Origin of the sequence: Hymenobacter sp. PAMC 26628, from assembly GCF_001562275.1 — a bacterium.
GTDB lineage: Bacteria > Bacteroidota > Bacteroidia > Cytophagales > Hymenobacteraceae > Hymenobacter.
Map to the genome: position 1 here is coordinate 4,265,886 of NZ_CP014304.1, position 25,738 is coordinate 4,291,623.

18 protein-coding genes are annotated in these 25,738 nt (G+C 62.7%); 3 read left to right on the top strand and 15 right to left on the bottom strand.

Features of this window, described 5'->3' with window-relative positions:
• Window positions 1-33: 33 nt before the first annotated feature.
• Window positions 34-552, bottom strand: a complete 519-nt coding sequence (locus AXW84_RS18550) for an integrase core domain-containing protein (protein ID WP_236943164.1) — start codon at window positions 550-552, stop codon at window positions 34-36.
• A gap of 391 nt (window positions 553-943) precedes the next feature.
• Window positions 944-1,321 carry a transposase gene (locus AXW84_RS18555; protein ID WP_068236717.1) on the bottom strand — a complete coding sequence of 126 codons (378 nt, stop codon included), beginning with the start codon at window positions 1,319-1,321 and terminating at the stop codon, window positions 944-946.
• A gap of 184 nt (window positions 1,322-1,505) precedes the next feature.
• On the opposite strand from AXW84_RS18555, the gene AXW84_RS18560 reads away from it, so the two are divergent.
• Window positions 1,506-4,223 carry a cyclic nucleotide-binding domain-containing protein gene (locus AXW84_RS18560; protein ID WP_068236720.1) on the top strand — a complete coding sequence of 906 codons (2,718 nt, stop codon included), beginning with the start codon at window positions 1,506-1,508 and terminating at the stop codon, window positions 4,221-4,223.
• Window positions 4,224-4,354: 131 nt separating this feature from the next.
• Here the strand turns inward: AXW84_RS18560 and AXW84_RS18565 are convergent, their stop codons facing one another.
• From AXW84_RS18565 to AXW84_RS18615, 12 genes are all read right to left on the bottom strand, one after another.
• Entirely contained in the window at window positions 4,355-5,401 is a 1,047-nt protein-coding gene (locus AXW84_RS18565) for an adenylate/guanylate cyclase domain-containing protein (protein WP_068236724.1), read from the bottom strand.
• 27 nt (window positions 5,402-5,428) lie between these two features.
• A complete protein-coding gene (locus AXW84_RS18570) occupies window positions 5,429-5,821 on the bottom strand; it encodes a response regulator (protein WP_068236727.1) in 393 nt (130 codons plus the stop codon).
• 119 nt (window positions 5,822-5,940) lie between these two features.
• A complete protein-coding gene (locus AXW84_RS26020) occupies window positions 5,941-8,295 on the bottom strand; it encodes an ATP-binding protein (protein ID WP_068236730.1) in 2,355 nt (784 codons plus the stop codon).
• Between the two features lie 2 nt (window positions 8,296-8,297).
• Entirely contained in the window at window positions 8,298-10,601 is a 2,304-nt protein-coding gene (locus AXW84_RS18580; RefSeq protein WP_068236733.1) for an ATP-binding protein, read from the bottom strand.
• Window positions 10,602-10,614: 13 nt separating this feature from the next.
• Window positions 10,615-10,824, bottom strand: coding sequence for an ATP-binding protein (locus tag AXW84_RS26440; RefSeq protein WP_082773981.1), 210 nt, complete (start codon window positions 10,822-10,824; stop codon window positions 10,615-10,617).
• Window positions 10,825-10,961: 137 nt separating this feature from the next.
• Entirely contained in the window at window positions 10,962-12,590 is a 1,629-nt protein-coding gene (locus tag AXW84_RS18585; RefSeq protein ID WP_162268275.1) for a sensor histidine kinase, read from the bottom strand.
• Between the two features lie 60 nt (window positions 12,591-12,650).
• Window positions 12,651-13,097, bottom strand: coding sequence for a hypothetical protein (locus AXW84_RS18590; protein ID WP_157887118.1), 447 nt, complete (start codon window positions 13,095-13,097; stop codon window positions 12,651-12,653).
• Window positions 13,098-13,110: 13 nt separating this feature from the next.
• Window positions 13,111-14,097, bottom strand: a complete 987-nt coding sequence (locus AXW84_RS18595; protein WP_157887119.1) for a hypothetical protein — start codon at window positions 14,095-14,097, stop codon at window positions 13,111-13,113.
• Between the two features lie 1,125 nt (window positions 14,098-15,222).
• A complete protein-coding gene (locus AXW84_RS18600; RefSeq protein ID WP_068236745.1) occupies window positions 15,223-16,611 on the bottom strand; it encodes a PQQ-dependent sugar dehydrogenase in 1,389 nt (462 codons plus the stop codon).
• 185 nt (window positions 16,612-16,796) lie between these two features.
• Window positions 16,797-17,399: a DNA-3-methyladenine glycosylase gene (locus AXW84_RS18605; protein WP_068236747.1), complete on the bottom strand. Its 603-nt coding sequence runs from the start codon at window positions 17,397-17,399 to the stop codon at window positions 16,797-16,799.
• A 96-nt stretch (window positions 17,400-17,495) separates the two neighbouring features.
• A complete protein-coding gene (locus tag AXW84_RS18610; protein WP_068236750.1) occupies window positions 17,496-19,454 on the bottom strand; it encodes a carboxypeptidase-like regulatory domain-containing protein in 1,959 nt (652 codons plus the stop codon).
• A gap of 165 nt (window positions 19,455-19,619) precedes the next feature.
• Entirely contained in the window at window positions 19,620-20,615 is a 996-nt protein-coding gene (locus tag AXW84_RS18615) for an aspartate-semialdehyde dehydrogenase (RefSeq protein WP_068239695.1), read from the bottom strand.
• 141 nt (window positions 20,616-20,756) lie between these two features.
• Between AXW84_RS18615 and AXW84_RS18620 the strand changes: the two genes are divergently transcribed.
• Window positions 20,757-23,318: a lamin tail domain-containing protein gene (locus tag AXW84_RS18620; RefSeq protein WP_068236753.1), complete on the top strand. Its 2,562-nt coding sequence runs from the start codon at window positions 20,757-20,759 to the stop codon at window positions 23,316-23,318.
• A gap of 103 nt (window positions 23,319-23,421) precedes the next feature.
• Here AXW84_RS18620 and AXW84_RS18625 read toward each other — a convergent pair whose 3' ends face one another.
• Window positions 23,422-23,907: a peptide deformylase gene (locus AXW84_RS18625; protein WP_068236757.1), complete on the bottom strand. Its 486-nt coding sequence runs from the start codon at window positions 23,905-23,907 to the stop codon at window positions 23,422-23,424.
• A gap of 177 nt (window positions 23,908-24,084) precedes the next feature.
• Here AXW84_RS18625 and AXW84_RS18630 point away from each other — a divergent pair, with 177 nt between their 5' ends.
• Window positions 24,085-25,704 (top strand): DUF1800 domain-containing protein, encoded by a 1,620-nt coding sequence (locus AXW84_RS18630; RefSeq protein ID WP_068236760.1) that lies wholly within the window; start codon window positions 24,085-24,087, stop codon window positions 25,702-25,704.
• The last annotated feature ends 34 nt before the right edge of the window (window positions 25,705-25,738 follow it).

Sequence of the window (25,738 nt, forward strand, 5' to 3'; positions counted from 1 at the left end):
GAGTGGTTTTAATCCTGCTAGCAGGTTGTCAAGTTAAGCTGTGTCGGTTGATGTTGGGGGCTGCGCGATCTTGTAGACTTTAGGTTTCCAATGCTTTTGCAAGGGCTTGGTACTGGCGTGGGCGGCGGCCGGCGTTAGATAGCTACAACTCATGTGAGGGCGCAGGTGATTGTAATTGCGCACACTCTGCTCGACGGCGCGGGCTGCTTCGTCAAAGGTGGTAAACACGCGGTTTAACCGAAAATCCGTTTTCAAGATACCATTGATGCGCTCAGCCACGGCATTCTCGTAGGGGTCGCCGTGTTGGGTCATGCTGATGGCAATCCCGGCTTGCCGGAGCCGCTGGATGTAAGCGAAGCTGCCATACTGACTCCCCCGGTCCGAGTGGTGAATCAGGCATGCGGAGCGGGGCTGCTCGCTTTGCAGGGCCATTTCCAACGCGTTCAGTGCGCCCTCCACCGTGAGGTACGGATGCAGGCAGTAGCCGACGATGAGCTTCGAATACGCATCCGTTAGCAAGAATAAGTAGCCGAAGCCCAGCCCGATGCACAAGTAGGTAATGTCGCACACCCACGCTTGCTGGGGCGCCGTAAGCGCTGTATCCAGCAGCAAGTCCGGCTACTTGCGCAGGCTATGGGCAGAATTCGTCGTTTTCGGCACTGACCGCTTTCGGCGCAGAATCAAATTGTGTGTTTGTAGGAGCTGATGCAGCTTGTCGCGGCCCATTTTGATGCCGCTTGCTGCCAGGGGTTGTTGGAGCAGCAGCGGGTACCCAGCCCTGGAATCTCGCGCCGAAGCGCGAGCACCGGGTCCAGCACCAGCAAAGCGTGGCCACGCACCCGTTGGGCGTCGTGTTGGCGGTGATAAAAGGCGTGTCGGCTGACACCAAACAGTCGACACAGGTGACCGACGCTCACCCGGGCGATTTCGTTTTCCTGAAGCCTCAGGACTGTTTGGTGCCAGACTTTTTTCGGATGGGCACTTGTAGCTCTTGCGCGGCCACCTCAATCATCGTATGCAGGGCTAAAATTAGCAGATTGGCCTGTTGGAGCGTTTCTTCCAACTCGTCATTGTGCTGTTGTAAGGCCTGCACGTCCCGTTTTGGTGTTCGTGTCATAGCCGGGCAAACGAACAAGCCGGTCTGCAGCTTACGCTGATAAAGGCTCACCCAGTTGCGCAGGGTATAGCTGTTATGAATATCCAGGTCGGCCATGACCTGGCTCAGCGTTTCGCCCCCAAAGACAATGCGGAACGCGGCCGTTTCTTTGAGTTGCTCGCTGTACTGAAAACGCTGAAGTAAGGCGCGAATGTGGTCTTCCATGAGACAGTTTTTTAGGCAAAAACTGTCAACCTATTTCAGGACAAGACAGCCTTCTTCTGTCCGGCACTCCTAGACCACCTCATCCGCAACTGGCTCTACTCCGATGCAGTTAGGATCAGGTTCATGTGGCAACCTTACCACTTATTTTCGTTTTCCTCTACGTGACGGGTATAACTTGCGGGCCATGACGATAACCGAGCGCGGAAAACGGCTGCTGGGCGTGCGGACCGGGGAGGGGCGCACGGTATGGCTATTTTTCCTGCACAACTGCCTGCTGGGGGTCGGGGCCGTGCTGGTGTACGTGGCGGCCAACGTGCTGCTGCTCGAAAACAACCCCGAGCGCAACCTGCCGCTGGCCTACGGCGCGGCGGCCCTGGCCATGCTGGCGGCGGGCCAACTCTACGGGCGCTTCGAGCACCACTGGCCCCTGCCAAAGCTGGCGGTGCGGGTGCTGCTGGCGGCGGTGGTGTTGGCGGGCGTGCTAGGCGTGCTGGTGGCTACGGGCCACTCGGTGGCCTCGGCCGTGGCTGTGATGGCGGGCTACCGGGTCATCTACCTGCTCACCAGCCTGGAGTTCTGGGGCGTGGCGGCAGTGGTGTTCGACGTACGGCAGAGCAAGCGGCTGTTTGGCGTTATCAGCGCGGGCGACATGCCGGCCAAAATGCTGGGGGCCGTGCTGGCCCTGGCCATCCGCGGCAACGCCGACCTGCCGTGGCTGCTGGGCATGGCCTTCGGGGCCTACTTGGCGGCGCTACTGGCCTTGCGTGCCACACTGGGCGCGCACGCGGTGGCCGCGGCCCCTGCCCCGCGGCGGGCCCGGGAGCAAGCGGTGGCCCCGGGGCTGCGCCGCTGGCTGGGCGAGAGCCGCCTGGTAACGACCTTGTGCTTGAGCCTGCTGGGCCTGGCGGCCGTGACGACGGGCATCGAATACCTGTTTTTTGTGAACGTCAAGCACCGCTTTCACGACGAGGCGGCCATCATGCGCTACGTGGGCACCGTGCTCGGGTGCACCTACCTGCTGGCCCTGGTCTTCAAGCTGCTGCTCTCGCAGCGCACCCTCGACCGGCTGGGCGTGCGCCGGGTGCTGCTGGCGTTGCCGGTGGCCCTGCTAAGTGGGCTGGCCCTGTACGTCAGCCTCGACCTGGCCAACGCGGGCACGGCGCTGCGGTATTTCTGCGGGCTGTACCTGGGGCTGGAAGTGCTGCGCCGGGCCGTGTTCGATCCCGTTTTTTTGCTGCTCTTTCAACCCCTTTCGCCGCCCGAGCGCCTGCAGGCGCACACCCTGGCCAAGGGCCTCTACGAGCCGCTGGGCCTGGCCCTGGGCGGCGGGCTGCTCTTTGCGCTGCCCGCCCTGCCGGGGAGCCACCCCGGGGCCCCGTTCGCGTGGATGGGCCTGCTGCTGCTCGGCGTGCTGCTGCTGCTGGGGCGCACCTACCGCCAGTACGTAGCCGAGCTGCAGCACGCCCTGCGCCCGCGCTTTGCGCCGGGCGAAGACGAAGCGCCGGCGGCCGGCCGCCCCGGCAGCGCCCTGGCCCCCCCGGTCACCGCTAGCCCCGACGAGATTCGCCGCCTAGTGACGGAGTTGGGGCGCAAGGCGGGCCGGGCCGCCGCGACGCAGCACCTGCTGCACCTGGGCGAAGCCGCCCTACCTACGCTGGCGAACGTGCTCAGCGCCGAGCCCGACCAGGCCCTGGTGCGCCGGGTAGCACAGGTGTGCGGCCGCCTGCGCACGGCCGCCAGCCACCAGCTGCTGGTGGCCCTGGCCCGGCAGCCCCACCTGTTCCGGCGCGAGGCGGCCATGCGGGCGCTGCGCCACGCCGACGCGGAGCAGCACGAGGCGCCTCTGTTTCAGGCCCTGGTGCGCGAAGAATTGCACCTGGCCCAGCTGCTGCTGCACGGCCAGGCCACGGCCGGCCCCGCGCTGGCCGGTTGCCTCGACTACGAGCTGGCCCGGGCCCAGCAGCGGGTGTTTGCCTTGCTGGGCCAGCTGCACGCGCCCCAGCTCATTGCCGACGCGCAACGCGGGGTGGCCCACGCCGCCCGCGAGCGCCAAGCCAACGCGCTCGAAATTCTCGACAACAGCATTGCCCGGCCCACCTACCTGGGCCTGCAAGCCCTGCTCACGCAAGATCCGCCCGCTGAAAAAGCGGGCATTTTTGACCGCCTGTTGGGGCCCCTGCTGGCCCCCGCTCCCGTCGTCGAGACCATTGTGACGCGCGGCGAAACCGCCTTTTCCGACTGGACCGTGCGGGTGGCCCTGGAGCAGTGGCAGCCCACTGCCAGTTCGGTGGCGGCGCTTTCGCCGCACCTGCGCAGCCCCAGCCCGCTGGTGCGCGAAAGCGCTTTCGCCCTGCTGGCGCGGCTCGCCGCACGGCAGCCGGCCCTTTACCGGCTCGTAGAGGCCGCCCACCAACCCCTTAACCAGTTGCTTATGAGCCACACCGCCACTACTTCGTCCATCGGCGCCGCCGAGCAGGTGCGGGTGCTGCAACAAACGGCGCTGTTTGCCCAAACGGCGGCGAACGTGCTCAGCAGCATTGTGCCCATCATGCACGAAGTGCGCTTTGCCGCCGGCGAGCAGATTTTTGCTAAGGGCGAGTTAGGAGCCTCGCTCTTCATCATCCACGAAGGCCAAGTCGGGATTTTCAACGGCTCCCAACAACTGGCCACCTTCGGCAACGGCGACTTTTTTGGCGAGTTGGCTCTGCTCGACACCGAGCCGCGCTCGGCGTCGGCGGTGGCGCAGGACGCGGTAACGGCCTTCCGGCTCGATCAAGAGGACTTTTACGACGTGATGGAGGAGCGCGGCGAGGTGCTGCGCAACATCGTGCGGGTGCTGTGCCAGCGCCTGCGCCGCCAGAACGAAGCCCGCGCCCCGGCCCCGGTGCAGGCCCCGGCTTAGAATGGTTTCCAAGTCTGGGCACGGGTTTGAAGCAGGTCAAAGGGGCGGGTTAAACGTTAAAACCTTATTTGATAAAGGTTTTAACGTTCAACCCGCCCCTTTGACCGTCGTGCCTAGCGTATGCACGTGCTTTAGGCCACCACTTCGTACGTCATGACCGGGGCGGCCTTGTTTTTGAGGTGCGCCTCGCCCACCGGCTGGCACTGGAACGATTCTTTCAGCCGCTGGTAGGTGGCTTCGCTGACGAGGATTTGGCCGGCCTGCGCCGCGGCCTGCAGGCGCTGGCTCACGTTCACGGCGTCGCCGATGACGGTGTAGTCGAGGCGCTTGAGCGTGGCCGAGCCAATGTTGCCCGACACCATGTCGCCGGTGTTGACGCCGATGCTCACCCGTGGCTGGTAAGTTGAGCCGTCGGGCAGCGGGCTCTGGGTGGCGGCCAGCAGCGCGCGCACGGCCAGGGCCGCGTCCACGGCGCGGTCGAGGTGGTACGCGCCCCGGAACACGGCCATCACCGCGTCGCCCATGAACTTGTCGACGTGCCCCTCGTGGGCGATGATTTCCTGCACCATGCTGTCGAAGTAGGCGTTGAGCAGCGGCACGACCACGCCCGCGGGCTGCCCTTCCGAGAGGGCCGTGAAGCCGCACAGGTCGAAGAAGACCACCGTGGCCTCCACGGTTTCGCTAACCAGCAGCTGGTTCTCGAAACCGGGCCGGCCCATGAAGTTGATCACCGTTTCGTCGACGTACATCTTTAGGATGTTGTTCTCCCGGATGGCGAGCAGCGTTTGGCGCAGCTGCTGCACGTGAGCGGCGGTTTTTTCCATCGTCCGCTCCAGGTCCGCAAAATCCACGGGCTTGGTCACGAAGTCGTAGGCCCCGCGGTTCATGGCCGTGCGCAGGTTCTGCATGTCGCCGTAGGCCGACACCATCACGGCCTTGGCCACCGGGTTGGCGGCCGGCAGGTTCGAGAGCAGCGTGAGCCCGTCCATCACGGGCATGTTGATGTCGCAGAGCAGGACGTCGGTGTCGGGGTGGGCCGCCAGGCTGGCCAGGGCCTCCTCTCCGTTGGCCGCGAACCGGAATTCGTACACGTTTTCGCGGATTTGGCGCCGGAACTTCTGCTTGATAAGCAGCTCAAGGTCGGCCTCGTCGTCGACGACCAAAATGTGGGTCTTCATGCGGGGGCAGGGGTTGGGGAGGAGGGCCTAGACGCCGGCCAGGGCCAGGAGCGTGTGCTTGAGGGCGGCGAAATCGACGGGTTTGGTTATCAGGTCATCGGCTCCCAGGCCCAGGGCCTGGTCGCGGGTGGCTTGGTCGCCGTAGGCAGTGAGCATCAGCACGACCGGAGTGGGCGGCGGAACCGGGGCCGGGTACTGCGCCCGCACCTGCCGCAGCAGCTCCAGCCCGCTCATGCCGGGCATGTTGATGTCGGAGAGGATGAGCACCACTTCGGAGGGGTGGTCGCGCAGGTAGTCCAACGCTTCTTCGCCCGAATGGGCGAAAGCAAACACAAACTCGCCGCTGCGGATTTCGCGCCGAAACCGTTGCTCGAACAGGACGCGCACGTCCATTTCGTCGTCTACCACCAGTATTTTCATCTTGGCAAATTTAACTCAATTAGCCGGTAGACGTGAGGCCGGGGCCCCAAGAAAAGCGTCCGCCGCGGCCGGGCAGTGGTTGCGCCGTGGCCTCGCCCGGGTTTTTACCCCGCGCGCGTTCAAATCACCGGGCCGCCGGCCGGCAGCCGGATGGTAAACGCGGTGCCGACCCCGGCTTCGCTCTCCACGGTGAGCACGCCGCCGTGGCCCTGCACAACGATGTCGTGCGCCAGCGAGAGGCCCAGGCCGGTGCCCTCGCCCGTGGGCTTGGTGGTGAAGAAGGGCTGGAATATCTTGGCCTGCACCTCGGCCGGTATGCCCGTGCCGTTGTCGGCCACGCGGATTTCGACCTGGGGCCCCACCCGTTTCGTGCGCACGCACACGGTGGGCGCGTAGCCCGCCTCGCCGGCCTGCTGGCGCTGGCGCACGGCGTAGAAGGCGTTGGTGAACAGATTGAGCAGCACCCGGCTCAGGTCGCCGGCCACAGCCTCGACGGGGGCCAGGCCGGGGGCGAAGTCCGTTTCGAGGGCCGCGTTAAAGGCCTTGTCTTTGGCGCGCAGGCCGTGGTAGGCCAGGCGCAGGTACTCGTCGGCCAGCGCGTTCACGTCCGTGGGGGCCCGCTCCCCGGCGCCGGCGCGGCTGTGCTCGAGCATGCCGCGCACGATGCGGGCCGCCCGCCGCCCGTGGTGATGGATCTTGCCCAGGTTCTGCGCCAAGTCGTCGGCCAGCGCGGTGGCTTCCGCAGCGTCGCCAGCCGCCTGCGCTTCTTTCAACTCTTCGACCAGCTCGGCCGAAACTTCCGAGAAATTGTTGACGAAGTTGAGCGGGTTTTGAATCTCGTGGGCGATGCCGGCCGTGAGCTCGCCCAGGCTGGCCATTTTCTCGGCCTGGATGAGCTGGGCCTGGGTGGCGCGCAGGTCGGTGAGGGCCTGGGTGGTCTGGTCGCGCTGGGCCTGAATTTCGGCTTTCTGCTGGCTGAGCAGGGCGTTGGCGCGCTGCTGGCGGCGGTTGCCGCGCCAGAGCACGAAGCCCAGGCCCGCCAGCAGGGCCAGCACCACCAGCACGCCGCCCAGCACGTAGCGCTGGCGGCGGGCGCGGGCGGCATCCTGCGCCTGGGCCAGGCGCAGCGCCCCGATGCGGGCCTGCTGGGCCTGCTCGGCGCGCTCGGCCTCGTATTGCGCGACGTGAAACGTACCCTGCCGGGTAGTGAGGCTGTCGCTCAGGGCCAGTCCGGCGCGGGCATAGCGGCCGGCCGGCTCCGTCTGCCCGCGCTGGGCGTAAAAATCGGCTAGCCCGCGCAAATACGCCAGCCGCAGCGGCACGAGCTTGAACTCGCGGGCTTTGCGGTAGGCCACCAGCCAGGCGGTTTCGGCGCGGGCCGGCTCGCCGCGGGCGGCGTAGTAGCGGGCCCAGGTGGCATCGAGTTCAAAGGAGCCGCTGGAAGAATTGATGTTCAGCTTCAGCGAGTCGGCCAGGTGCTGCGCCCGCGCCAGCAAGGGCCCGGCTTCAGCCACGTGGCCCGCATCGAGCAGCACGGCACTCTTGAGCACCAGTCCATAAGCTTGGTAAAGTGATACGCCGGCGGCGTAGCTGCGGGTAGTATCGGCCGGGTTACCCGCCAGGGCCAAGTTGGCATAGCGCAGGGCGGCGGGGTAGTTGTGCAGCTGGCGATAGGCCTTGGCAATGCCCCAGTAAGTATAGACAGTCCTATTGTAGCCGTACCGCTGAGGCAGCGTGGCGCTCACGGCCAGCGCCTGGCGCAGGAAGTGCAGCGCCTTGACCGGGTTGCCCCATTCGGCGTAGTAGTAGCCGACTACTTTCAATTCGTTTTCCTGCCCAAATCGGGTGAACGTACGGTACAGGTCGGCCGAGTGCAGGTAGTGGCTGATGGCTTGGTTGTAGTTGCCCTGGTCCGCGAAGGGGGCACCCAGCGAATGGTGGCAAACGGCCAGATTTACCTGAGCCCCCTGGGCCTGATACTGGGCTAGCTTGGCCTGAAAATAAGCAACCTGTGCCTCCGGCTGCTTAAGTTCTCTGAACAGCTTGGCAACAGTCGATAGTAGTTCCGGCACGGGCCGGCCCAGACGGTCAAAGGCCTCCACGGCTGCCTGGGCGCTGTCGAGCTGCTGGGTGGGCGCGGTATGGGCTTTGAATACTTGCTGGAGGGCGTATTCTTGGTGGAAAGCGCCCGCCTCGGGCCGCCGCAGCCGGCGTAATAGCTGCACCTGTTCCTGGCTCAGCTTCTCCAAATCAGCATCTGACCGGTAGCCTCCCACGTCGTATAGGTGCAACAGGGTACGCAGGCGGGCGGCGTCGGCGTGCTGGGTATCCAGCACCCGGCGCAGCGAGTCGGGGTTGGCCTCCCAATAGCGGCGGCTGGGCTGGGCGGCCAGCGGCCCACTCAGCAGCAGGAGCAACAGCGGCAGCAGCCAGCCCCGGCGGAGGCGCGAGGCAGCGAGGACAGAAACGAGCACGGTTAGCGGGGTAGGGTGAGGAGGAATTCGGTGGAGTGGCCCGGCCGGGATTGCACGCGCAGCGTGCCGCCGTGGCCCTGGGTAATGATGTCGTAGCTCAGCGACAGGCCCAGGCCCGTGCCCTCGCCCGTGGGCTTGGTGGTGAAGAAGGGCTGGAAGATCTTGGCCTGCACCTCGGGGCTGATGCCCGTGCCGTTGTCCGACACCCGCAGCTCCACCGCGTCGCCGGCGCGGGTGGTGGCCACGCGCACGGTGGGCGCGTAGCCCGGCTCGCCGGCTTGCTGGCGCTGGCGCACGGCGTAGAAGGCGTTGCTGAATAGGTTGAGCAAGACGCGCCCCAGGTCGCCGGCCGCGACCTCCACCAGCGGCAAATCGGGAGCAAAGTCCGTCTGGAGCGCGGCGTTGAAGGTTTTATCCCTGGCCCGCAAGCCTTGGTAGGCCAGGCGCAGGTACTCGTCGGCCAGCGCGTTCACGTCCGTGGGGGCCCGCTCCCCGGCGCCGGCGCGGCTGTGCTCGAGCATGCCGCGCACGATGCGGGCCGCCCGCCGCCCGTGGTGATGGATCTTGCCCAGGTTCTGCATCAGGTCGTCGGCCAGCGCGGTGGCTTCCGCGGCGTCGCCGGCCGCCTGGGCTGCTTTCAACTCTTCGACCAGCTCGGCTGAGACTTCCGAGAAGTTGTTGACGAAGTTGAGCGGGTTTTGAATCTCGTGGGCGATGCCGGCCGTGAGCTCCCCCAGGCTGGCCATCTTCTCGGCCTGGATGAGCTGGGCCTGGGTGGCACGCAAGCTGGTCAGGCTGGTGTTGAGCTGGTCGCGCTGGGCCTGAATTTCGGCTTTCTGCTGGCTCAGCAGAGCGTTAGCTCGCTGCTGGCGGCGGTTGCTACGCCACAGCAAAAACGAGAAGCCGCCAATCAGGGCCAGCACTGTGAGCACGGCCCCGAGCACCCAGCGTTGGCGCCGGGCCCGCGCCGCCTCCTGCACCTGGGCTTGCCGCAGGCCGGCGATGCGCGAGGTCTGGGCGCGGTCGGCTTGCTCAATTTCGTAGCTGGCCACGTGCAAAGTCCCTTCGCGCGCCTCGAGCGAATCGGCCAGCGCCAAGACGGCGATGGCATAGGAGGCCGCTTTCGCGGGCTGGCGCGGCTGGTAAAAGCGGGTCAGCGCGCGCAAGTAAGCCAGGCGCAGCGGGGTGCTGAGGGATTCGCGGGCTTTGCGGTAGGCCGTTAGCCAGTATGTTTCGGCGCGGGCGGGCTCGCGCCGAGCTTGGTAATAACGCGCCCAGGTCGCATCTAACTCAAAGGGAGCGGCCGTCGATACCAGCGGAAGCCGCAGCGAATCGGCTAGGGACTGGGCCTGCTGCAGCAGCAAGCCGGCTTCTCCCACCCGACCCAGCGTAAGCAGCACTTGGCTTTTCAATAGCAGAGCGTAGGCCCTTGCGCGCAGTATGGCCGCCGGCGCGGGTCCTGGGCCGGCGAATACAGCGGTTAGTAGCGCTTGGTCGGCGGCGCGCAGGGCGGCCGGGTAGTCACGTTGACGCAGGTAAATAAAGCCACGTGCCTGAAACACACTAGCGCGGGCGGAAACGCTGGTCAGGCCAGGTTCTCCCAAGCGCAGGTACTTCAAGGCTTTGGCGTAGTTGCCCCACTTGCGGTAGCTGCTGGCCACACTCAGCAGCAAGGTGTGGTACAATTGCTGGGAAGCCGAACGCCCCAGCTCCGCTGCTCGCAGGTACTGGCTAGTGGCTTGGTTGTAATCGCCCCGGTAGGTGTAGGAGCCCCCCAGCGCATGGTGGCACACCGCCAGGCTGATGGTGTCTCCGCTGCGCAGGTACTGGGCGCGTTTGGTTTGATAGTAGGCCAGCCGGGCATCTTCGCGGTTGAGGGCGCTAAAGACCTCGCGCAGGTAGATGAGGGGCCAGGCGGCGGGCTGGTGCAGCTGGTCGAAGGCCGTCACGGCTGCTTGCAGGCTGTCGAGCGATGGCTCCCCTTTTGCCTGCACCCCGGCGAGCAGCAAGCGGTAGGCACAATATTCCGGGCGGCGCAGGTGCTTGGTTAGCGCGACGACCGTGGCTATGTCAGGCATAGCCGATTCTGTCTCATACAAGGAGCAATCTAGCAGGTGCAGCAGGGTGCGCAGCCGAGCCGTATCGGCGTGCTGCGTCGCCAGCACCCGGCGCAGGGAGTCGGGCGACGCGGCCCAATAGCGGTGCAAAGAGGTTTGGGCCCGTAGCGGACCACCTGCCAAGAGCAGTACTAGCAGGCCCACTAAGAAGCCGGCGTGTTTTAGCTGGCGCGGCGTAGGGGTTGACATAGAAACAAAGGAGTTAAACAGGTAAGCAAATCGTAAACGTGGTGCACTGGCCTGCCTGACTTTGTACCGCGAGCGTGCCGCCGTGGCCCTGCACGACGATGTCGTAGCCCAGGGACAGGCCCAGGCCGGTGCCCTCGCCCGTGGGCTTGGTGGTGAAGAAGGGCTGGGGTAGTGCACACCTACAAGATGTCGTCGGCAGAATGCTAATCAGCGTCGCTTTGATGCGGTTTGTTGGGAGGTTTTAGCGGGTTGAGGCGTAACCCGGCTACCCAAGGTGAAATTCTACCGCCGCCGTACCTTCTGGAGCCTACCTTTTCAAGTTGCTGAGAGAAGTTAAAACAGCGAAAATATCCGTTTTGACTAAACCATCTCCGGCGAATTGGATAGTGGCAATTGAATAGTAAACGTAGTATAGGCGTCTGGTTGGGTATCTACCGAGATGGTCCCTTTATGGGTTTTAACAATATCCTGACTAAGGAAGAGGCCTAAACCCGTGCCCTTGGAGGTGGGCTTAGTGGTAAAAAACGGAGAAAACAACTGCTTTTTCTCCCCTTCAGAAATCCCGATTCCGTTGTCCCTTATAATTATCGCAACGTAATTATCACCATACTGGGTTTCCACGGTAAGCTTAGGGTGGAAATGCAAGTCTTTTAAAGACTTTTCATGTAACGCGTACATGGCGTTGTTCAACATACTGACCAGCACCAAACTCATCTCGGCGGGCAAGATTTTTACGGAGAATCTTTTTAGGTTAGGTCCTTGAATGAACTTCAGCGGTATGCTACGGTAATTTTCCTCGAGCTCGTTTTTGTAGGTAATTACTTGCGCTTCGACAAAATAATTGATATCACTCTCAATAAAAAGTTCAGATCTGTTTTGCAGCAATTTATCCATGCTCCGAACTATCCTCGTTAAGCTAGCGCCGTGCTCTTTAATTTTCTCTATATTACTTTCAATTAACGCAAACAAAGATGCTACTTCCTGGTGCACGTGTTCATCCGCGGTGTATTTATCTGCGGCTAATAACTCTTGGCTTTCATGCAGGAGCTCATTCGAGACCGCCGCAAAGTTGTTGATATAACTTAGGGGATTCAGCAATCTATCCACTAGCCCTTTAGTTAGCTGGCCGAGGGAAGCCAGTTTTTCCTGCCTAATTAATTGCTCCTGAGTAGCTTTCAGGTCAGCAAGAGTTTGCTTGAGGCCTTCCAATAAATCATCCGATTTCTTCTTTTCAATAATCAGTTCACTGGTACTATTTTCCAATTCCTGACGGGCTGTCGCCAAATCAGTTACCATTTTATTAAAGACTATTCCCAACTCGCCAATCTCATCCCGTGATTTATTCGATACGCGCTGGGTCAGGTCACCTCGACCCACTTTAGTGGCCGCGTCTCGTAGCTTCAGGATGGGGACAGAGATGCTCCGGGCCAAGCCAAAGCCAATGAGCATACCGATGCTAAACACTAAAAAGCTAAAAAAAAGCGAAGTAGCACGAATCTGCCTCCGACTTTCAATAATTTCTTTTGTGGAGAAGGCCAATAGTATTTCGCCTTTCATCGTCGGGGTATCGAAGTCCGCATGCTTGACAACCATTGAATTATCAGAGACCACGGCCATATCAATTTTCTTCTGATCCGGGTAAGTCTTAAAAACGTTTTTAATTGTTTGGTAAGTAGCATGGTTCGCGTCCCAGACGGTGTCAATCTGGATTAAGCTTACAAACCGTAAGAGGGGATCCTTCTTCACAAAATCCATGGCGATTTGGACGCCCTGGAAATTTTGTTCAGTCATGGCAATTTTTACCCCGAGGGCCACGGTGTTAGCTTGATTCTGAACGTCTTTATTGAAATTATTCAGCAGCGTTTTTCCCTGAATAGCGGGAAGATAAAATAAGACAAAAAAGGAGAATAATAATACAATCGACGTTACCGTCATCCAAATTTTAGTCTTGACCGTTAGACGAATGTGTCGCAGAACGGAAAAAGGCAAGGATGTCGATGTGCTAGTCAACATGAAAAATATCGATTTAAAGCCGAAAGGATAAAGCTTTTATAAAAACCTTTTCCCGTCAATGAGAACGATTTTATTGTTGGCAGCCGGGTGGACAATTACTCCAATAGCCCCATTGTTTTGAGAAACAAATTCTTCCAATTCACTTTCCGAATTGAAAAAATTAGGTGCATCTGCTTTGCCCTGAAATACCAGCGCCAGCCAGTATTTATTTAATTCGTTCGCGCTCATATTATAGATTTTTTTGCTGGTATCAACACCAATAGGCGTACTGCTTTTAAGTAACGCAATAACTACTTTGGTACCATCGGGCCACCGTAACTTTTCTCCTCGCATAGTTGATTTCAGCTGAGCCAGCTTCATTTCCGTGGGTACCCCCTTGCCATTGGCAATTATCACCAAGTTCAGGTCCTGCGAACTTGCTGATAAATGACAAAGTATGCTGATGATGAAAGTATTAATAAGAAATCGCCAAATCCAAGTCATAAACAATGGTAGTTTAAAATCCGACTGCAACCTGGAAAATGATGTTGTCTGAATTATTGTACATGCGGGTCTTTACGTGCTGGTATTCAAGCTTAAACACGGCTAAGTAACTTAACTCGTACCGCACGCCTCCCACGAAGGAGCGCGTATTGTTGTCCAAAAAATACACTTCCTTATTACTGTACCGGATGTCATCCACTCTGACGTAGGGAATGACTTTATCAGTAATTCTGAGTCCTGCATACGCGTAAGAAGCGAGTGCTCTTTGCGCTCCTAGGCTATCGGATTTGTTGACGGCCATGCTGCTCTCCACCAGTAATTCAAACTTCTTGGAGAAAATGGAGTCGTTATAATACACCGAAGCCGTCATGATATCCTGATTTATTCTACTAAGTGCTATCGTGTTAATGCCGGTCGTATGATTTTGGATCGTGCTCCCTTTCGAGATTACATCGTGGTACAGGGAAGCACCAAGGCGCAAGCCATCGGAGGGCTTTACGTGCACCGCCAGGGTAACTGACTTAAACATATTGTTATCTTCCGCATCTCCCGAACCCAGGCCATTGCCAAGCATCGCATTGTAGCCGAAGCGCAGTCGACCCAAGTTCTGCCCTTGTAAACTGATGCCAGTCGTGTGAAGTGGAATAAAACCCTCCGCAAACAACAAGGGCCGGTCAACCGTTGGGAAGAAGACCTTGCCGTGGTGGTAAGTGTCATTCCAATAATTGATAGGTGTGTGATGCTTACCAATCAACACGCTATGGTTACCCCAGTAATTATACTTTAAAATAATGCGCTCGATGCTGATATTAAAATCAGTAGGTGAATCCGGTGAATACTTAAAAATTGTTTCTCCTAAAAAAGACAGCCGCTGGGTTATTTCGGAGGTGATAAATAAATCTTCCTCTCCAAACCCAAAATTTATTTTTCCTTTTTGATAAAAAGTAGAGATATCCGCAAACCCCCTGATTTGGGTTCTTTGGGCCGCGGAGCGTTGCATAGAAGTTAGCAGTAGGCTAATAAGTAAAAAAAGTACTCGTGCATAATGCTTGTTTTTCATAATCAATCCGTTCTTTTTTACTATTGCGGGCTCAAAGGAGAATAATGGGAGCAAAGTGTTGAATCTTATTGCCGGGCTCGGGACAAGTTGCTCATCGGCGATGACCTCCAAAGCCCTTGCGCAGAATAAAGCAGCACCCTAAAGTAGCTGCCACCCCTACGGGCCCCTACTGGGCTTCCGCAACAGAGATGCGCAGGAAGGGCGGTGGGAGCTCGAGGGTGTGCCGGCATCTGGCAATGGTGTGAGCCCGCAAGAAAACGAATTGAGCTTATAGTGATGGTCAATCCTCCAGTACCGCGGCGAGTAGTTAAGCTATGCGAGCGGCTGCGTACTAGACATGGCCTGCCCGCGACGCTTAAGAGCCCGAGCCGCCCGGTTGGGCGCCACACCTAACGCGACCGCAGATCAGCGCTCGTGACCTAGCCTGGGCCCAGGGCAGCAGGACCTGGGAGCAGCCGTTGCGCTCGCTAGCGTGCGCTTGGTCCACCTGGCACGGACCAAGCGTCACTGCCGTGGTTAGGCAACTGTGAGCTAGGGGAGAGGCAATGAAGTAGAAAGTTATCATAGGTAGCAAGTGCAACCGGCTGGGATAGGAAGCTCAAGGGCTCATCAGCTCGTAAAGCCGGCCGTAAGTAAGTGATAATGAAAGCTGCAAGCAGCCTCGCTTCAAAGATAGGGGAAATGATGGGTCGACAGTACCGTCTCAATATGCCAAGTAATTTTCTATTCTAACTTCCTATCGTGCTATGCAACCCACCGCTAGTCTGTGCCCAAGCATCTAGAAACCACCAAGCGCTTAATGGCGGCGCCTAAGCATCCGCCGCGGCGCGCAGATTTCGGTCGCCGATAAATTGGAGCCAGCCGGCGATATTCATATCTTCTTGAATGAAAGCCCGGTCCTCTAGCTTCAGGTAGTCAAAGAAAGTCTTTCATTTCTCAGCTAGCGATGTAGACTTCCCTAACAAGCGAGCCAGTTAGAAGCAGAGGAAAGTGAGTTTGAACTATCTCGCAACCACTGTCTGATTCATTAATTCTTAGCAGCCATTGCACTCCAATTCAGGGCCCCTACTCCACACTCAGCGGCTTGGTGGCGGTGCCGGCGGCGGTGGCCACGGCCACTAGGTAGCGGCCGGCGGGCAGGCCGGCCAGGTCGAGGGTGGCGGTGAGGCCCGGCACGGACTGCTCGCGCAGGCGGCGGCCCAGCAGGTCGCAGATGGTGACGTGGGCCCCCGGGGCGAGCAGCGTTAGGCTGGCCTGCTGGCGGGCGGGATTGGGGAAAATCTCGAACTTGACGGCCGCGGCGTTGCGGTTGGCCGTGGGCATGTAGGCCCGGTTTTCGAGCACCAGGATGCGGTCGTCGGTAGCAGCGGGGGTGCCGCGGCCGTCGCGGTTGCTGGTGCCCACGTACACCCGGCCGTCGGGCGACACGCACAGGCTGCGCAGCCGGCCAAAGTCCGTCAGGAACTCGTTGCGGGCGGTGATGGTGGCGCCGGTGGCGTCCAGGGGCATCTGCACGAGGCGGCGGCCGCCCAGGGCCGCCACCAGCAGGCTACCGCGCCAGCCCGGAATGGCGGGGTGGTCGTAGTACTTCAGCGCGGCTGGGGCGATGGTGGGCGTCCAGGTGGTGAGGGGCTCGCGCACGTTGTTGGCGGTGCAGAAGGCGGCCTCGGCGGGCAAGTTGCAGAGGCCCTCCACGGTGGGCCAGCCGTAGTTGCGGCCCACCTCAATCTTGTTGATTTCATCGTCGTTGCTGGGGCCGTGCTCCGAGCTATAAATGCGGCTATTGGCCAGCTGCACAATGCCTTGGGGGTTGCGGTGGCCCAGCGTGTACACGTAGCTGCCGGGCGTGGGATTGTCGGCCGGGATGCTGCCGTCGAGGTTCAGGCGCAGGATTTTGCCGTTCAGCGAAGCCCGGTTCTGGGCTTCGGAGGCTTGCAGCGCGTCGCCGGTGGTCATCAAGATGGTGCGGTCGGGCAGGATGAGCAGGCGCGAGCCACTGTGGTTGGTGGTGGCCACGATGCCGCCCAGCAGCACCAGCGGCTCCCCCAGCGTGCCCGCCGCGGCCGCGTAGGTGAGGCGCACCAGCTTCTCCTTCAGCACCCCCTGCTCGGTGTAGTTGTACACCACGTACACGTAGGGCTGGGTGGCAAAATCGGGGTGTAGGGCCATGCCCAGCAGGCCGCTTTCGTTGTTCTGCGTCACGTCGGCGATGGTGAGCAGCGGCAGCAGCGCCCCGGTGCTGGGGTTGATGCGACTGATGCGCCCGGCGCGCTCGGTGGCCCACAGGAAGTTATCGGGGCCCCAAACCAGTTCCCAAAGCGTGGCCAGCCCGGGCGTCAGCTCCGACACCGTGACGGTGGCCGTGCCCACCGGAAACGTGGCCAGTGCCGGCGCCTGGGCCCGGGCGGCCAGCATATTTCCGGCCAGCATGGTGGTAAACAACGCTTTTTTCATCGGGAAATGATAACGAATCGGAGAATAATAACCCTTTCGGCGTCAAATATATACAGGCTATCGATTACATGTACGCTTTACCCAAAATTGTGGTTGGTGCAATTGTGCAATGCCCCCAGCCGCGCCGCCGTGCCGCGGCCAGCTAAAAACCCCCATGAGTACCAGACCGGCACGCCCCGGGGCCCCTATTTGGCGGGGCTCGTCCACTGGCTCCCACTTATGCGGAAGCGCCAGGGCAGCGCCGCGGCTTCCGCACCGGCGTAGGCCAGGCCCACGCGGGCGCTGGCCAGCACGTCGGCGTCGGTCACCGTTTCGCCGTGGTCTTCAAACCATAATACGCTGCCATCCAGCGCCGTGCCGCTGAGAGCGGGCGTGATGCCCAGCGCCTGGGTGAGCACGCCGGGGCCCGCGGTGAGGGACCGGGCGGGGGCCCCCAGGCCGCGGCGGCGCAGCATCTCTTCGATGCCCACCAGCGGCTCCACGGCCCGGATCAACACCGTGTCGGGGTGGGTAGCGTCGTGGGTGGCGATGTTGAAAAGGGCATGGCGGTCATACACGGTGTAGATGTAGGCGTGGCCCCCGGGCACGTACAAGGCGCTGGCCTGCTGGTGCTTGCGTTGCAGGTGCATGGTCATCGAGTTGTCGCCTTCGTGACGATAGGCCTCGGTTTCGACCACCCGGCCGGCGGTTATCACCCCATCCACGTTGGTGTACAAGTGCTTGCCCAGCAGCTCGCGGGCAATTTGCAGCACGTCGGGCCGCTGGTAGAACTCCAAACCTAGCTTCATACCGCTTCCATACGGCTGGGGTAGAGGCCAGTTAAAAGTGAAGGGTTAAATTTTTTGCTGTTTTTAACCCTTCACTTTTAACTGACTCCTGGGGCCCTACCGTGGCCGGTACAGCAGCCCAAAGCCGAACGTGAGCCGGCCGGGCTGCCACGGCGCGCCGGTGGCCGGCTGGCCGTTCACGCGCAGGGTGGCGTCGGCGGCGGGCAGGTCGAGCGTGGCGGCGCTGCGGCTGAGCCAGAAGCCGCTGCGCTCGTCGAGGGCCAGCTGGGTGCGGGTGCGCGGGAAGAGCAGGTAACCCGCGTCGGCCACCAGCTCCAGGTGGTGGCTCAGCTCCACACCCAGGCCCAGCTTGGGTTGCAGGGCCCCGGTGGTGGTTTGCAAGGTCAGGCCAATTTCGTCGGCTTTGAAGGCCGTGCCGGCCACGCGCAGGCCGGCGTCGGGGTTATGGTAGGGCCCCAGGTCGCGGCCCACGCTCTGGCGGAAGTATGTTAGCCCTGACCGCGCAAAAATGGGCCGGCGGCGCGGGTTGAGGTTGCGCTCGTAGGCCAGGCCGCCTTCCCAACCGCTGCCGCCCAGCGGCTCGAAGCCACTGCGCGAGCCCAGGCGCAGCCACCACCCGCCCACGGCGTTGTACTCGTAAGAGAAACCGTACCAATACGTTGTGCTTTGCGCCCGGAGTTCCGCCGAGCCCAGCGCCTGAAACCCCGAACCCGCTGGCGCAAACCCCGCCTGCACCGCGCCGCCCGCTACCGCCACTGGCCAGCCGCCCACCAGGTAGCCGTAGCGCAGCCGGCTCGGGCGGCGCACCGGCGCGGCCGGTGCGGCAGGGGCCCCCGCAACGGGCCCCGGGGCCCCGGCCGCGGCAGGCACCGGCGCGGCCGCCCGGCGCAGGGCCTGCTGTACGGCCGCGGGCGGCACCAGCGTGGTTTGGCGCTGCCAAAACGTGGAGTCGTAAGGCACCGGGTTTTCCAGGTACACGTCGCGGTACTGGGCGCGGGCCGCGTAGCCGGGCCGGAGCCCCTGAGCGGTGTCGATACCCGTCGTCAGGTACTCCACCAGCACACTAATAGGCGCTTTGTTGCCCAGCCGCGGGCGGCCTTGGGTGCGGTGCCAGGCGCTTTTGAGGTACCAGCGGCCGGCGTAGGGCTGGTAATCGGCGCGGCTGGCGCGCTCCTCGATGGCCACGGCCACCTGGCTTTCGTGGCGCAGGCCGGCCGGCGTGCGGTGCCACTCGGCCCGCAAAAAGGCGTAGCTGTTCTCCTCAATAAAAAGCCGGCCCGCAAAATTGGCCCGCGCGGCGCGGCCTGGTTTGGGGGCAAAAGCAATGACGTACACCGGCCGGCCCCGGAACGTGGTTTGCGGCAGCAGCCGGTAGTCGTAGTCGCGGAAGTGGGCAGGGTTGATGAAGGCCGCGCGGCGGTGCACAAAATCGAGCTGGTGCGGCACGAAGGGGCCCCCGTACCAATTGTGGTCAGCGGTGCCGGGGGCCCGCAGCTCCACCTTGCGCGACTCCCGGATTTCCACCGCCCCGTCGTCGCCCGGGTGCTGGTAGCCAGCCTGGTACACGGTCAGCAAGCCCTCGGCAAAATATTGGTACTGGCTGCTGTCGCCCAGCACGTTTTCGGCCTCGCGGTAGAAGCCCGTGAGGCGCGCGGGCCGCATCGGGTAGTTGCGCGGAATGCGCGCCACCGCCGCCCGGATAATGCCCATCACGGAGCTGGTCACCGTCACCTCGCCCAGCGCGGCGGGGCTGATTTGCAGGCGAATAAGCAGCCCGGGGCCCGGCAGCGGCGGCAGCGCCTGGGTGTACTTGCGGTAGCCAAGCAGCGCCACTTCCAGCGGCTCGTGCTGGTAGGCGGGCGGAATGTTAAGCGTGAAAATGCCGTCGACGTTGGTGCTGGTGCCCAAGCGGTTACCGGCCACGCCCACTTGCGCGTTGGGTACTGGCTGGCCGGTTTCGGCGTCTACCACGCGGCCGCGCAGCTCGGCGGAACCCTGGGCCCAAGCGGGCCCAGCCAATAGCAGCAGTAGGAGGGCAATCAGAAATCCGCGCATACGGCTAAATGTAGCGTGAACTCTGCGAGTCCGCGCGTTTCGCTTCGCCCTACCAATTATCGGGCAGCGCCGTGGACGCTATGGGTCCGCGCGGTTAAACGGTCGCCAAACGATGAACGGCAGGACGAAGCGAAACACGCGGACTCGCAGAGTCCACGCTACAGATTATCCTACCAACTTATTCGCTACCAGGTACTCGGCGATTTGCACGGCGTTGGTGGCGGCGCCTTTGCGCAGGTTGTCGGCCACCACCCACATGTTCAGGGTGCAGCCCTGGGTTTCGTCGCGGCGCAGGCGGCCCACCAGCACGGCGTCGCGGCCGTGGCTGTCTTTGGGCATGGGGTAGAGGTTCTGGCTCGGCTCATCCACCAGCTCCACACCGGCGGTGTGGCGCAAGATGGCGCGCACCTCGGCCAGGGCAAACTCCTTGTGGAACTGCACGTTCAGGGCCTCCGAGTGGCCGCCCATCACGGGGATGCGCACGCAGGTGGCCGTCACCTGGATGCTGTTGTCGCCCATGATTTTCTTGGTTTCGTGCACCATTTTCATCTCCTCCTTGGTGTAGCCGTTCTCCTCGAACACGTCGATGTGGGGCAGCACGTTCAGGTCGATGGGGTGCGGGTAGGCGGGGTTGCGGGCGGTTTGGCCGGCGCGCTCCTCCAGGAGCTGGTCCACGGCTTTTTTGCCGGTGCCGGTCACGCTCTGGTAGGTACTCACCACGATGCGCTGCAAGCCGTAAGCCTTGTGCAAGTCATTCAGGGCCACCACCATCTGGATAGTCGAGCAGTTGGGGTTGGCGATGATTTTATCGGCGGCCGTGAGGGTGCTGGCGTTGATTTCGGGCACCACGAGCTTCTTGGTGGGGTCCATGCGCCAGGCCGAGGAATTGTCGACCACGGTGGTGCCCACGGCGGCGAAGCGCGGGGCGTGCTCCTTGGAAACCGAGCCGCCGGCCGAGAAAATGGCGATGTCGGGCCGGGCCGCGATGGCGTCGTCCATGCTCACCACGGGGTAGTCTTTGCCTTGGAAGTGAACCAGTTGGCCCACCGATTTGGCCGAGGCCACGGGCAGCAGCTCGGTGAGGGGGAAATGGCGCTCGGCCAGCACTTTCAGCAGCTCGGTGCCCACCAGGCCGGTGGCACCCACGATGGCAAGTTTCATGGAGGTAATCAGGGGGTTGAAGGGGCGCGCAAACCGGCGCGCGCACCGGGCAAAGGTCGCCAAAAATGGGTTACATTCGACGCTAATACCCTTTTAGTCCGCTTATTAATGTCGAAACGATTACTATTCTTAGCTTTTCTATTGCTTTCCCACGCGGCCTCGGCCCAACTGCGCGACGATTTCACCGACGGCAATTTTACCGCCAACCCCGCTTGGGCCGGCACCGCTAATTTCTTCACCGTCAACGCCCAGCGCCAGCTGCAAAGCAACGGCCCCGCCGTGACCGGCACCCGCCTCCAACTGGCCGCGCCCTGCCGCGCCAGCACCGGCACCACCTGGGAATTCTGGGCCAACCTGCGCCTGGCCACCAGCGCCAGCAACGTGGCCGACGTGTGGCTGATGGCCTCGGGGCCCGACTTGGGCAGCGCCGCCACGGCCGGCTACTTCGTGCGCCTGGGTAGCACCGCCGACAACCTTACCCTATTCCGCAAAGACTCGGCGAAGACGGCCGTGGCCCTCATCACGGGGAACGCCAGTACGCTGAGCAGCAGCACTAACAATCCGGTGCGCGTGCGCATCACCCGCACCACCGCCAACCGCTGGACGCTGGAGCGCGACCTGGCTGGGGGCCGCAACTTCGTGGCCGATGGGGCCCCGGCTACCGACGCCACGCACCAGCGCAGCGCCGCCGCGGGCGTGGCTTTGCTATACTCGTCGGCCAACGGCAAAAACTTCTACTTCGATGATTTTAACGTGGTTGACGCCACGCCACCCCTACTGCTGAAGGCCACGCCGCTTAATGCGCGCCGGGTCGAGGTCGTGTTCAACGAAGCCGTGGACCCGGCCACAGGGGCCCTGGCGGCCAGCTACCGGCTGCGCGGTGGGGCAGGACCGGTGGCGGCTGAAATTTTGGCTAATAATCCGGCCGTGGTGCGCCTGACCTTCGGCGCCGATTTGCCGGCGGCCAACGTGCTGGAAGCGCGGCAGGTGGCCGACTTGTTCGGCAATGCGGCGACGGGGGCCCTGGCGGCCAGCTTCGCTGGCCTGCCGGTAGCTCCGGAATTTAGCGATTTGATTATCAGCGAAATATTCGCCGATGAAACCCCGGCCGTCGGCCTGCCCGAATCGGAATTCGTGGAGGTTTACAACCGCTCGGCCACCAAAACCCTCAGCCTGCGCGGCGTGCGGCTGGGCAAGACGGGCACCGCCGCCCAGGCCGTATTTCCCGACACGGCGCGGCTGCTGCCGGGGCAGTACGCGGTGGTCTGCGGCAGCACCCGGGCGGCGCAGTTTGCGCCGTTCGGCAAGGTGTACGGGCTCACGAATTTCCCCGCGCTGAGCAACGGCGGCGACCAGCTGGTGCTGCGGGGCCCCGGCGGCCGGGTGTTGTTTGAGGTGACGTACTCGGACGCGTGGTACCGCGACGCGCGCAAGCAAGCCGGTGGCTGGAGCCTGGAAATGCTGGACCCCGCCAACCTCTGCGCCGGCGCCGACAACTGGACCGCCAGCCCCGACCCGCGCGGCGGCACCCCGGGCCGTGCCAACGCCGCCGGGGCCCCGCACCCCGACGCCGTGCCGCCCGCACTGCTCCGCGCCGTGGCGGTGGATGCCCGCACCGTGCGCCTGTTCTTCTCCGAAAAGCTCGACAGCGCCGCCGCGGCCAACCCCGCCCGCTACGCCCTGGGGTCTCAGGCCCCCGCCGTGGCCCGCGCCGCGCCCGTGGGACCTGACTTCCGGGTGGTGGACCTGGTGCTGGCCGGGGCCCTGGCTCCCAGCCGCCCCACGGCCCTCACGGTGCAAACAGCGACCGACTGCGCCGGCAACGCCAGCGGCCCGCTGCAAGCCGCCGAATTTGCTCTGCCCGAGACCGCCGCTCCCGGCGACGTAGTGATAAACGAACTGCTCTTTAACCCCCGGGTGGGGGCCGTGCGCTTCGTCGAACTACTGAACCGCAGCCAGAAATACGTTGACTTGCAAGGGTTTCAGGTGGGAGACGGCGGGGCGGGGCTGCCGGTATGCCCGGGGCCCTACGTGCTGACGCCGGGGCAGCTAGTGGCCTTCAGCACCAGCCCGGCCACGGTGCAGGCGCAGTACCCCACCAGTGCCGACCCAGCGGCAATGCTGCCCGTGGGGGCCCTGCCCACCTGGCCCGACGACGCCGGCCTGGCCGTGCTGCTGGATGCGAGCGGGAAGGAAATCGACCGCTTGGCCTACAACAAAAGCCTGCACTTGCCGCTGCTTAGCAGCCAGGACGGCGTGTCGCTGGAGCGCATCCGGGCGCAGGGGCCCAGCCTGGGCAGCAACTTCCACTCGGCGGCCGGCACAGTGGGCTACGCCACGCCCGGCCGCCCCAACTCGCAGGCCCAGGATGCGCCCGGCGGCGGCCAAGAGTTAACCGTGACGCCCGAAGTTTTCACGCCCGACGACGACGGCCAGCAGGATTTCACCACCCTCACCTACCAGCTCGACCAGGCCGGCTACGTAGGCTCTGTCACGGTTTACGACGCCGTGGGCCGCCTCACCCGCCGCCTGCTCCGCAACGCGAGCCTGCCCACCGCCGGCTTCGTGGCCTGGGACGGCCTCGACGATGGCGGCCGCAAAGCCGCCGTGGGGTACTACATCCTGCACGTCGAACTGTTCCGGCCCGCCAGCGGCGAGCGGCGCGAATACAAGAAAACGGTGGTGCTGGGGGCCCGGTTTTAGTAAGTCGAGCACTTGGCAACCACCTAGTTACAATTACAAAAAAACGGTTATGCTTCGGCTGCGCTCAGCATAACCGTTTTTTTGCCTGACCGTGGCAATCTGTTCACGGCCGCCACTTGAACGACTTGTCGTCGATGGCCCGCATGGTACAGAGTACACCGTTCAGGTGGTCGTACTCGTGCTGCAACAGTTCGGACAAATCGCCCGTCATGTGCCAGGTCTGCGGCTGCCAGTTTTCATCCAGGTAGTCGATGGTTAGGTGGGTGTGCCGCCGCACTTTGACCAGTAGGTGGGGGAAGCTCATGCAGTCGTCCCACAGCTCAAACAGCTCGGTACTTAGCCCGCTGAGTTCGGGGTTGATGAAGACCACGGGCCGGTCGATGTTCAGGTAAATCAGCCGCTTCATGATGCCCAGTTGCGGCGCGGCAATGGCCCGGCCGAAGTGGTATCGGGCCCTTATCTCCTGCATGACGTGGTGCAAATCGGCCACCCAACCCGCTACCAACGGCCGCTCGGCGGGCAAAACCGGCGCGCACGTTTCGTAAAGGCGCGGGTCGCCCAGTTGAAGCAAATCGGCTAGTTTTTTCATTGGCTTTAGTGGTCGCAAGCGCTGGTTTCGCCCCTGTTGCGGTCAATTTAACACGAGCCGGAGGAAACGGCCCATTGCTCAATTTCGAACTTGCCCCGGTGGGCCAATTCAGGCCTGGCGACCAGTCTATTCTGGCCAGCCTTTTAAACCCTGCCCGCCGCCGGCCCTCTTACCGGCATGGATACCACCCAGCAACTCCAGCACTTGTATTGGCGCGCCGGCTTTGGGCCCCGGCCCCAAGATGTGGCCGCTGGCCTCAGCCTTCGCAAAGCCCTGCGGCAGCTGCTGCACGATTCGGCGCAGTTCGAGCCGCTCGACGCGCCCAGCATGCACTTCACCGACCCGATGGGCGCGGTGATGGCCGTGGCCCCCGTGCCGCCCGCCTCCGCGCCGGCCAAAAACCCGGTGCCCACCGGCATGGTGACCACGCCGGACCAGGCCACGGCCACCGCTGCGCCCGCGACGATGGATATGGCCGGCGGCGAAGCCACGCCCCCCGCCCCGGTGGCCGCGCTGCCGGCGCGCCAGCCCTACCGCATGGGCCCCGGCGGCGTGCCGCTGCTGCGCCGCCGCGACCTCACGCCCGAGCAGCGCAAGATGCAGAACCAGGGCCTGCGCGAGGCGTTCATCAACATCTCGACGGCCTGGATGGACCGCATGGCCACCTCGCCGGCCCAGCTGCGCGAGAAGATGACGCTGTTTTGGCACGGCCACTTTGCCTGCCGGGTGCGGCAGCCGGGCCCCGCCCTCAGCCTGCACAACACCATGCGGCAGCACGCGCTGGGCAAATTCCCCGACCTGCTGCTGGCCGTGAGCCAGGAGCCGGCCATGCTCGAATTCCTTAACAACCGCCAGAACCATAAGGGCCACCCCAACGAAAACTTCGCCCGCGAGGTGATGGAACTGTTTACGCTGGGCCGCGGCAACTACTCGGAGCAGGACGTGAAGGACGGGGCCCGCGCCTTCACCGGCTGGAGCTACGACGCGCAGGGCAACTTCAAGTTCCGGCCAATGGACCACGACGACGGCCCCAAAACCTTCCTCGGCCGCACCGGCAACTTTAAGGGCGAAGACGTGCTGGCCATCATCCTGGAGCAGCCGGCGGCGGCTACCTTCCTCACCACCAAGCTCTACCGCTTTTTCGTGAACGACACGCCCGACCCGGCCCGCATCGCGCCGCTGGCCGATGCGTTTCGCCGCAGCGGCTACGACATCCAGGACCTGCTGGAGCGCATGTTTTCGGCCGACTGGTTTTACGACCCCGCCAACGTGGGCACGCACCTCAAGAGCCCGGTGGAGCTGCTGGCCGGCATCCGCCGCACCCTCAACGTGAAGCTCGACAACGAGCTGCCCTTGCTGGGCTACCAGAAAGCCCTGGGCCAGACGCTGTTCGAGCCACCGAACGTAGCCGGCTGGCCCGGCGGCCGCAACTGGATTGACTCGTCGTCGCTGCTGCTGCGCCTGCAAATACCGGCCATCCTCTTCAAAAACGCCGACTTCGCCGTGGCCCTCAAGCAGGACGAGAACGATATCGCCCCCAACTTAACGCGCGCCGACCGCCTCGTGAAGCCCACCACCGGGGCCCACCTGCCGCTGGGGCCCCTGCAACAGCTGCTGGGCGCCACACCCGCCCCGGCCCAACCCGCCCGCCTCAGCGAGTTCCTGCTCCAAACGCCCATCCGGCCCGAAAACCTAGCCCTGGTGCAGCAAGCCGCCGCCCAAAACTCCGTCCCTGCCGAGGCCCTGCGCAACACACTAATTAGCCTAATGAGCCTGCCGGAATACCAATTGTCGTAGGGAATTTTGAGCACTTATTTTTTAAACAAGGTCG

Excerpts from the sequence above, each read along its gene's own strand:
- AXW84_RS18555 (WP_068236717.1), bottom strand. The coding sequence starts at position 1,321 with ATGGAAGACCACATTCGCGCCTTACTTCAGCGTTTTCAGTACAGCGAG.
- AXW84_RS18560 (WP_068236720.1), top strand. The coding sequence starts at position 1,506 with ATGACGATAACCGAGCGCGGAAAACGGCTGCTGGGCGTGCGGACCGGG.
- AXW84_RS18565 (WP_068236724.1), bottom strand. The coding sequence starts at position 5,401 with ATGAAGACCCACATTTTGGTCGTCGACGACGAGGCCGACCTTGAGCTG.
- AXW84_RS18570 (WP_068236727.1), bottom strand. The coding sequence starts at position 5,821 with ATGAAAATACTGGTGGTAGACGACGAAATGGACGTGCGCGTCCTGTTC.
- AXW84_RS18580 (WP_068236733.1), bottom strand. The coding sequence starts at position 10,601 with ATGTCAACCCCTACGCCGCGCCAGCTAAAACACGCCGGCTTCTTAGTG.
- AXW84_RS18590 (WP_157887118.1), bottom strand. The coding sequence starts at position 13,097 with ATGACTTGGATTTGGCGATTTCTTATTAATACTTTCATCATCAGCATA.
- AXW84_RS18595 (WP_157887119.1), bottom strand. The coding sequence starts at position 14,097 with ATGCAACGCTCCGCGGCCCAAAGAACCCAAATCAGGGGGTTTGCGGAT.
- AXW84_RS18600 (WP_068236745.1), bottom strand. The coding sequence starts at position 16,611 with ATGAAAAAAGCGTTGTTTACCACCATGCTGGCCGGAAATATGCTGGCC.
- AXW84_RS18605 (WP_068236747.1), bottom strand. The coding sequence starts at position 17,399 with ATGAAGCTAGGTTTGGAGTTCTACCAGCGGCCCGACGTGCTGCAAATT.
- AXW84_RS18610 (WP_068236750.1), bottom strand. The coding sequence starts at position 19,454 with ATGCGCGGATTTCTGATTGCCCTCCTACTGCTGCTATTGGCTGGGCCC.
- AXW84_RS18615 (WP_068239695.1), bottom strand. The coding sequence starts at position 20,615 with ATGAAACTTGCCATCGTGGGTGCCACCGGCCTGGTGGGCACCGAGCTG.
- AXW84_RS18625 (WP_068236757.1), bottom strand. The coding sequence starts at position 23,907 with ATGAAAAAACTAGCCGATTTGCTTCAACTGGGCGACCCGCGCCTTTAC.
- AXW84_RS18630 (WP_068236760.1), top strand. The coding sequence starts at position 24,085 with ATGGATACCACCCAGCAACTCCAGCACTTGTATTGGCGCGCCGGCTTT.